General features: G+C 39.5%; 1 protein-coding gene. It reads left to right on the top strand.

Features of this window, described 5'->3' with window-relative positions; genetic code table 11:
* The coding region (locus OXT66_RS09585; protein ID WP_268597053.1) for a restriction endonuclease subunit S at positions 1 to 781 on the top strand (781 nt) is incomplete at its 5' end.
* Positions 782 to 956 lie beyond the last annotated feature (175 nt).

The following is a 956-nucleotide window of genomic DNA, read 5'->3' as shown; positions in this document are numbered from 1 at the left end:
GAAAGATTCCGGGCTTGTTCGGATTAAACTTGTAATTTGCCAAGAACAAAAACAAATTGGCACATTCTTCCAACAACTCGATAAGACTATTGCCCTTCACCAGCGTAAGTTAACTAAGCTTAAGGAACTTAAACAGGGCTATTTGCAAAAAATGTTCCCCAAAAATGGTAGCAAGTTCCCGCAATTAAGATTTGCAGGGTTTGCTGACGCTTGGAAACAGCGTAAGTTGGGGGAAGTTGGTAAAACACAATCTGGAATTGGTTTTCCAGATGCTGAACAAGGTGGAACAGAAGGTGTTCCATTTTACAAGGTATCGGATATGAATAAGCCTGGTAACGAGCATGAAATGGTTAACGCCAATAATTATGTCAATTACGAGCAGTTGTCACGCAAAAAATGGAAAATAATTGAGACGGTCCCAGCAGTCATATTTGCGAAAGTTGGAGCAGCGATCATGCTCAATCGTAAACGTCTTGTGACAAGTCCATTCTTAATTGATAACAACACCATGGCGTATGTCTTTGATGGCTCTTGGAATATTGATTTCGGAAAGACTTTGTTTGAAACAATCAACTTACCTCGATATGCACAAGTTGGTGCTTTGCCTAGCTATAACGGTTCAGATATTGAATCTATCGAAGTAACTTTGCCGAACAAAGGTGAACAAGTCAAATTGGGAGCATTTTTCAAAAGCCTTGATGACACTATCACTCTTCATCAGCGTAAGCTTGAAAAACTCCAAGAACTAAAAAAAGGGTATCTACAAAAGATGTTTTGCTGAGCTTAATTTGATCAAATTTAGGATCCTATGAAACCCCATGACTTAATTTTTATTGTGCTTGGTCAACACTTAATTCACCTGTATAATGGATTACACAGGAAGTTTTAAGGGCGGTGGCTGTCTTTTCCCTTGCGAGGTGAGGCCCATGGGAACATGGAATAATCTTCAGGAAGGT

Origin of the sequence: Lentilactobacillus senioris, from assembly GCF_026798195.1 — a bacterium.
Classification (GTDB): domain Bacteria; phylum Bacillota; class Bacilli; order Lactobacillales; family Lactobacillaceae; genus Lentilactobacillus; species Lentilactobacillus senioris_A.
The sequence above is the reverse complement of the archived record's forward strand: the minus strand, read 5'-3'. Positions and strand labels throughout refer to the sequence as shown.